Origin of the sequence: Mycobacterium sp. (assembly GCF_047975165.1) — a bacterium.
In the GTDB taxonomy this organism is placed as follows: domain Bacteria; phylum Actinomycetota; class Actinomycetes; order Mycobacteriales; family Mycobacteriaceae; genus Mycobacterium.
This window is the reverse complement of sequence record NZ_JBKECZ010000155.1, coordinates 56,116-62,255: the sequence shown is the minus strand read 5'-3', so window position 1 is coordinate 62,255 and position 6,140 is coordinate 56,116. Positions and strand designations below refer to the sequence as shown.

Annotated in this window: 7 protein-coding genes; 3 read left to right on the top strand and 4 right to left on the bottom strand. The window is 68.7% G+C overall.

What is annotated here, in order from left to right:
• Both purF and purM read left to right on the top strand, forming a co-directional pair.
• Positions 1 to 1,074 (top strand): amidophosphoribosyltransferase (purF, locus tag ACK5M9_RS14700; RefSeq protein WP_416893880.1); only part of this gene is annotated, 1,074 nt, incomplete at its 5' end.
• A 175-nt stretch (positions 1,075 to 1,249) separates the two neighbouring features.
• Positions 1,250 to 2,344 (top strand): phosphoribosylformylglycinamidine cyclo-ligase, encoded by a 1,095-nt coding sequence (gene purM / locus ACK5M9_RS14695; RefSeq protein ID WP_416893879.1) that lies wholly within the window; start codon positions 1,250 to 1,252, stop codon positions 2,342 to 2,344.
• Between the two features lie 27 nt (positions 2,345 to 2,371).
• Here purM and ACK5M9_RS14690 read toward each other — a convergent pair whose 3' ends face one another.
• On the bottom strand, positions 2,372 to 2,548 hold the full coding sequence (locus ACK5M9_RS14690) for a DUF3073 domain-containing protein (protein WP_416893878.1): 177 nt from the start codon (positions 2,546 to 2,548) through the stop codon (positions 2,372 to 2,374).
• A gap of 169 nt (positions 2,549 to 2,717) precedes the next feature.
• A complete protein-coding gene (locus ACK5M9_RS14685) occupies positions 2,718 to 3,812 on the bottom strand; it encodes a YgfZ/GcvT domain-containing protein (protein WP_416893877.1) in 1,095 nt (364 codons plus the stop codon).
• A gap of 156 nt (positions 3,813 to 3,968) precedes the next feature.
• On the opposite strand from ACK5M9_RS14685, the gene ACK5M9_RS14680 reads away from it, so the two are divergent.
• The gene (locus tag ACK5M9_RS14680) at positions 3,969 to 4,850 is read left to right on the top strand and encodes an aminodeoxychorismate lyase (RefSeq protein WP_416893887.1); all 882 of its coding nucleotides are present in this window, start codon (positions 3,969 to 3,971) and stop codon (positions 4,848 to 4,850) included.
• Positions 4,851 to 4,874: 24 nt separating this feature from the next.
• Here the strand turns inward: ACK5M9_RS14680 and ACK5M9_RS14675 are convergent, their stop codons facing one another.
• Together ACK5M9_RS14675 and ACK5M9_RS14670 are read right to left on the bottom strand one after the other, a co-directional pair.
• Positions 4,875 to 5,555 (bottom strand): FABP family protein, encoded by a 681-nt coding sequence (locus tag ACK5M9_RS14675; RefSeq protein WP_416893876.1) that lies wholly within the window; start codon positions 5,553 to 5,555, stop codon positions 4,875 to 4,877.
• A gap of 165 nt (positions 5,556 to 5,720) precedes the next feature.
• Positions 5,721 to 6,023 (bottom strand): DUF1416 domain-containing protein, encoded by a 303-nt coding sequence (locus tag ACK5M9_RS14670; protein ID WP_416893886.1) that lies wholly within the window; start codon positions 6,021 to 6,023, stop codon positions 5,721 to 5,723.
• Positions 6,024 to 6,140 lie beyond the last annotated feature (117 nt).

Genomic DNA, 6,140 nt, shown 5'->3' with positions numbered 1-6,140 from the left:
GCCCTGCTCGCCCACGGAGCGGCCGACTCCAGCCTGGAGCAGGCGGCACTCGAACTGCTACCGACCGTGCGCGGAGCGTTCTGCCTGACATTCATGGACGAGAACACCCTGTATGCCTGCCGTGATCCGCACGGTGTGCGGCCACTGTCGCTCGGGCGGCTGGACCGCGGTTGGGTGGTGGCTTCCGAGACCGCCGCGCTGGACATTGTCGGGGCCTCGTTCGTCCGAGACATCGAACCGGGCGAGCTGCTGGCGATCGACGCCGACGGGGTGCGCTCGACCCGCTTTGCCAACCCCTCACCGAAGGGCTGCGTCTTCGAGTACGTCTACCTGGCCAGGCCGGACAGCACCATCGCCGGCCGATCCATCCACAGTGCCCGGCTGGAGATCGGGCGACGACTCGCCCGCGAATGCGCGGTGGACGCCGACCTGGTGATCGGAGTCCCGGAATCGGGCATTCCCGCCGCGGTCGGTTACGCCCAGGAATCCGGCATTCCCTACGGCCAGGGCCTGATGAAGAACGCCTATGTCGGGCGCACCTTCATCCAGCCGTCGCAGACCATCCGGCAGCTCGGTATCCGGCTCAAGCTGAATCCACTCAAAGAAGTGATCCGCGGCAAGCGGCTGATCGTCGTCGACGACTCGATCGTGCGCGGCAACACCCAACGTGCGCTGGTGCGGATGCTGCGTGAGGCCGGTGCCGTAGAGGTCCATGTGCGCATCGCGTCCCCGCCGGTGAAGTGGCCGTGCTTCTACGGTATCGACTTCCCCTCGCCCGCCGAGCTGATCGCCAATGCCGTGGACGACGAGGACGAGGCGCTCGATGCGGTGCGGCACGCGATCAACGCCGACACGCTCGGGCACATTTCGCTGCGCGGGCTGACCGGCGCCACCGAGCAGTCCACTTCCCGGTTGTGCACGGCCTGCTTCGACGGCAGCTATCCGATCGAGCTCCCCGGCGAGACCGCCCTGGGCAAGAACGTCATCGAGCACATGCTGGCCAACGCGGCCCGCGGAGCCGGATTGGGCGACCTCTCCGGAGGCGACGTTCCAGAAGTTCCCGCTTCGCACTAGCGCCTCGCACCAGCGCCCTCGCCACCAGCGCCTTCGAACTAACGCCCTTGCACCAACACCACCGACAGCGGTGAATCGGTCCGGTTGGCAGGCCGTCGGGGCCGGGTTGCCGGAATCCGGCGTCCACCTGACGCCCGATACCGGCGGTGCCCGCCGACCGGTAGCCTTTACCCCGATGAAGGATCCCCGACGAGGCAGCAGAAGAGGCGCGGGCAACCAGGGCATCACCTACGCATCGGCAGGGGTGGACATTGCCGCCGGCGATCGCGCCGTGGACCTGCTCAAACCGCTGGCGACCAAAGCCACCAGGCCCGAGGTGCACGGCGGTCTCGGTGGATTCGCCGGTCTGTTCGCACTCCGCGACGGCTACCGCGAGCCGCTGCTTGCGTCGTCCACCGACGGCGTCGGTACCAAACTGGCTGTGGCCCAGGCGATGGACAAACACGACACCGTCGGACTGGATCTGGTCGCCATGGTGGTCGATGACCTGGTGGTATGTGGTGCGGAACCGCTTTTCCTGCAGGATTACATCGCGGTCGGCCGCACCGTCCCGGAGCGGGTCGCCGCGATCGTCGGCGGCATCGCCGAGGGCTGTGTACGGGCGGGATGCGCCCTGCTGGGCGGTGAGACGGCCGAACATCCGGGGCTGATGGCACCGGATCACTACGACATCTCGGCGACCGGTGTGGGTGTCGTCGAGGCCGACGACGCGCTGGGCCCGGACCGGGTCAGGCCCGGCGACGTCATCATCGGCATGGGCTCCTCGGGGCTGCACTCCAACGGATATTCGCTGGCCCGGACGGTCCTGCTGGAGATCGACCGGATGAACCTGGACGGTCACGTGGAGGAGTTCGGTCGCACATTGGGCGAGGAACTTCTCGAGCCCACCCTGATCTACGCCAAGGATTGCCTGGCGCTGGCCGCCGAGACCCACGTCCGGACGTTTTGCCACGTTACCGGCGGAGGCCTGGCGGGCAATTTGGCGCGGGTCATTCCGCACGGCCTGGTGGCCGAGGTGGATCGCGGCACCTGGACGCCGGCTCCGGTGTTCGTCATGATCGCCCAGCGTGGCCGGATCGCCCGGGCGGAGATGGAGAAGACGTTCAACATGGGCGTCGGTATGATCGCCGTGGTGACACCCGAGGACACCGATCGGGCCCTGGCGGTTCTTACCGCCCGGCACCTGAACTGCTGGGTGCTCGGGGCGGTGGGCAAGGGCGCCAAGGGAGACGTGCGGGCCAAGATGGTTGGTCAGCACCCGAGATTCTGAGCGTCGGGACCAACTGCGGTTTCGGGTTCAGCGGCGCCAGTCGGGCTCGTCGTCCCACGAATCCCGGCCATCCGCCGCGTCGGATTCGTCGGCGTCCGTTCCGGACAGCTCGCGCTGAAGCCGCTGGAAGTCGGTCTGCGGGGAGCTGTATTTCAGTTCTCGAGCAACCTTCGTCTGCTTTGCTTTAGCCCGGCCGCGGCCCATGGGGGAACCCCCTCACGAAATAACGGAGCGGCCCGGCGAGGAGGCGGCTCCGATCTCCTGGTGTCTTTGATGTCCTGCGAACAGCTTACCGTGCCGCGCGGCCCGACGTGGGCGCGCCCTGCCAGCGGGCAGTCGCCCTGGTAGACGTTGGTGCTAAGGCTACCGCGGATCAGCGGCCGCCGCCACGCAGCCGCTCGACCGCGAGCCGTCCGGCACCCGCCTCGTCTTCGGGCGGCAGCGATTGGGCATCGATCACCGCGGCCAGGTCACCGTCGCTGCCGGTGAGCAGGTCGGTACCGGCGGGAATGCCACGCTTGAGCAGCGCCAGCGCCACCGGGCCGAGGTCGACGTGCTCGACGACGGTTCCCAGCCGGCCGACCGTGCGGCCGCCGGCGAGCACCTTATCGCCGGTCGAAGGCCGGTCCCCCGAGCCGTCCAGCTGCAGCAGAACGAGCATGCGGGGGGGTCTACCCAGGTTGTGCACCCGCGCGACCGTTTCCTGGCCGCGGTAGCACCCCTTGTCCAGGTGCACCGCGCCCTCTCCCGGGCCGCCGATCCAGCGAACTTCGTGCGGGATCGTGCGCTCGTCGGTGTCCACTCCCAGCCGCGGCCGCACGGCGCCAACCCGGTGCGCTTCGTAGGCCCAGACACCGGCGCGGCGCACCCCGACCCGACTAAGGCGCTGGGACCAGCCGGCGGATTCGGCGGGAGATACCAGCAGGTCCAGTTCGACGGCACCGTCCGGCCCGGGAGGCAACCGCCGGACAAAACCGCCGCCCGGCAGCGGCGACGCCAGCCAGACACCGGGCAACGCGTCGAGCCGCAACGCGTCGAGGACGGCGCGGTCCGCCAGCCGCGGCCCGAGCAGGGACAGCACGGAAAGATCGGACGCCGCCACCGTGACATCCGACCAGAAAACCATTTTGCGCAAGTAATCCAACAGCGGCTCAGCCCGCCACGGTTCGGTGTCGAGGTAGGTGGTGCCCCCGAGTTCGGTTTGCCGCCAGTGGTCTTCGACCCGGCCCTGGGCGTCGAGGCTCAGATTTTCGGTGCCGGCACCCTCCGGCAGATCGCTGACATGTTGGGTGGAGATGTTGTGCAGCCAGGTCTGCCGGTCGTCGCCGGCCAGTGCGATCACCCCGCGATGTGAGCGGTCGATGACTATCGCATCGGTCTGACCCGCGCGCTGTTCACCCAGCGGATCGCCGTAGTGCCAGGTCGAACCCGCGTCGGTGCCGGGTCCGGGAACGGGAACTGCTGCCACAGGTCAACCCTACGGACCAGTGCCCGGGCACCCCCGGGCCGGTCAACCGCCGGCGCCGGCGGAGGCCCGGCTGTCGACGAGCAGCCGTTCGGTGAGCAGCCGTTCGGTGAGCAGCCGTTCGGTGAGCAGCGGATAGGCTGACTCCCCATGGCTGGTGTGGTCGTCACACTCGACGGCGAGATCGTGGACCCCGGGACGCCGCTGCTGTGTGCGGACGACCTGGCGGCGGTGCGCGGCGACGGAGTCTTCGAGACGCTGCTGATTCGCGACGGCACGGCATGCCTGATCGAGTCCCATCTGCAACGCCTGACCCAGTCCGCGGCGATGATGGACCTGCCCGTGCCGGACCTTGCCGGCTGGCGCCGCGCGATCGACCTGGCCACCAGGCGTTGGGTTGAGGCCACCGGCGACGAAGCGGCATTGCGCCTGATCTACAGCCGGGGCCGGGAGATCGGTTCGGCACCCACGGCCTACGTGACCGTCAACCCGGTCCCGGATCGCGTCGTCGCGGTGCGCCGCGCGGGGGTGTCGGCGATGACGCTGGACCGGGGACTCCCGGCGGAGGGCGTCGACGCAATGCCCTGGCTGCTGGCCGGCGCCAAGACGTTGTCCTACGCGGTCAACATGGCCGTTCTGCGCCATGCCGCCAGGACGGGTGCCGATGACGTCATCTTCGTCAGCACCGACGGTTACATTCTCGAGGGCCCGCGCTCGACGGTGGTGATCGCGGTCGACGCCGGCCGGGGGTCCGGAGGGGTCGCCGGCAACCCGTGCCTGCTGACTCCACCGCCCTGGTATCCGATCCTGCGGGGCACCACTCAGCAGGCGCTCTTCGAAGTGGCCCGCGCCAGCGGCTACGACTGCGACTACGCGCCGCTTCGCGTTTCGGATATCGCTGAGGCGCAAGGGATCTGGCTGGTTTCCAGCATGACGCTGGCCGCCCGGGTGCACACGTTGAACGGCGGGCGCCTGCCGCGTGCCCCGTTTGCGGATGGGTTCGCCGACTTGGTCGACGCGGCGATCATGAGCGACCGGTAGCGATCCGGCGAACCGGGACGGCCGCTATCCGGCGAAACGGCGCAGCCGGGCGGACAGGTGGGGTGTCAGGCCGCCGTCGGCGTCGACCCGCTCCTCCACATAGGCCAAGTCGCCCCCCTCGACGATTCCGTAGAGGCGTTTGGCGCCGCCGACCAGCTCGGCGGAGCGGCTACGGGCCAGCGCGTCGGTTGCCAGTTCCCACGATGACGGGGTGCGGGGCCGTCCGTAGAACAATTCGACGAAACCGGTCGAATGGGCCAGCAGGAACTCGATCGCCTGGGACTCCGATGGGTCTTCGGGATCGTGCACGAATCGCCAGAAGCCCGTTTCGCGCAGGTCCGGCGCTTGGTAGTCGCCGGCCTCGTCGACGCGCCAGGATCGTGCATCCCAATTCAGATAGTCGCCACCGTTGTGGGAGACCACGATCTGCTGGCCGAATCGGTAGTCGCCGCCGGCGCCGGCGCCGGCGCCGGTGCCTTCGCCTTCGCCCCGCCAGACACCGACCAGCGGCAGCAGCGCCAGCAGTGCGTCGTGCAGGCCGGCCCCCTCGCGGAGGTTGGCCGTGTCGCCGGGCAGTGGCAAGTCATTGAAGACCGGAATGTTGCGGGCAGCCGTCGCCGTCTCGGGCCGATCGCCAGCGGCGACGCCATGGTCCCCCGAACCCCCGACGGCGCCTGTCGCGTCGTCGCCGTCGGCGGATGTCACGACTCGTCGTTGATCAACCGGTAGAGCGCGTACAAGGCGAACCAGGAGATGGTTCCGCTCGCCAGGACCAGCAGTATCTCGAAAAACAGCACCACGGGGATGAGTCTATTCGGCCTTGCGCTCCGGTGCACCCCCGTATCCCCGCGCGGGCATCCGTGCGCGAGATCAGGCGATCTTGATGTCCACTTCATGCAGGCCCGCACCCGACGGCACCACCGCCGCGTCTCCGTTGGCCGGCCCGGACAGTGCCCGCACCGTCCAGGATCCCGGTGCTGCGAAGAACCGGAAGTCACCGGTGGCGGTTGCGACAACCTCGGCGGTGAACTCGTCGGAGGAGTCCAGCAATCGGACGAACGCCCCACCGACGGCCTGCCCGTCGCAGTCTACGACGCGGCCGGTGATCACGGTTTCCTTCGCCAGGTCGACGCCGGCCGGCAATGTCAGCCCTTGCCCGGGTGCATTGCTCATTCCAACTCGATCGGTACTCCGCATGGATGTACTCCTAGGTATGAATGTTGCGCGTGGGAGACATGCCGCAGTGAAAATCCTCGGCCGCTCCGAGTGCCGCGCAGATGGGCGCGGCAC

Bases quoted from the DNA above. Each gene is read 5' to 3' on its own strand.
- purM (WP_416893879.1), top strand. From the start codon at position 1,250: ATGAAGGATCCCCGACGAGGCAGCAGAAGAGGCGCGGGCAACCAGGGC.
- ACK5M9_RS14690 (WP_416893878.1), bottom strand. From the start codon at position 2,548: ATGGGCCGCGGCCGGGCTAAAGCAAAGCAGACGAAGGTTGCTCGAGAA.
- ACK5M9_RS14670 (WP_416893886.1), bottom strand. From the start codon at position 6,023: ATGAGCAATGCACCCGGGCAAGGGCTGACATTGCCGGCCGGCGTCGAC.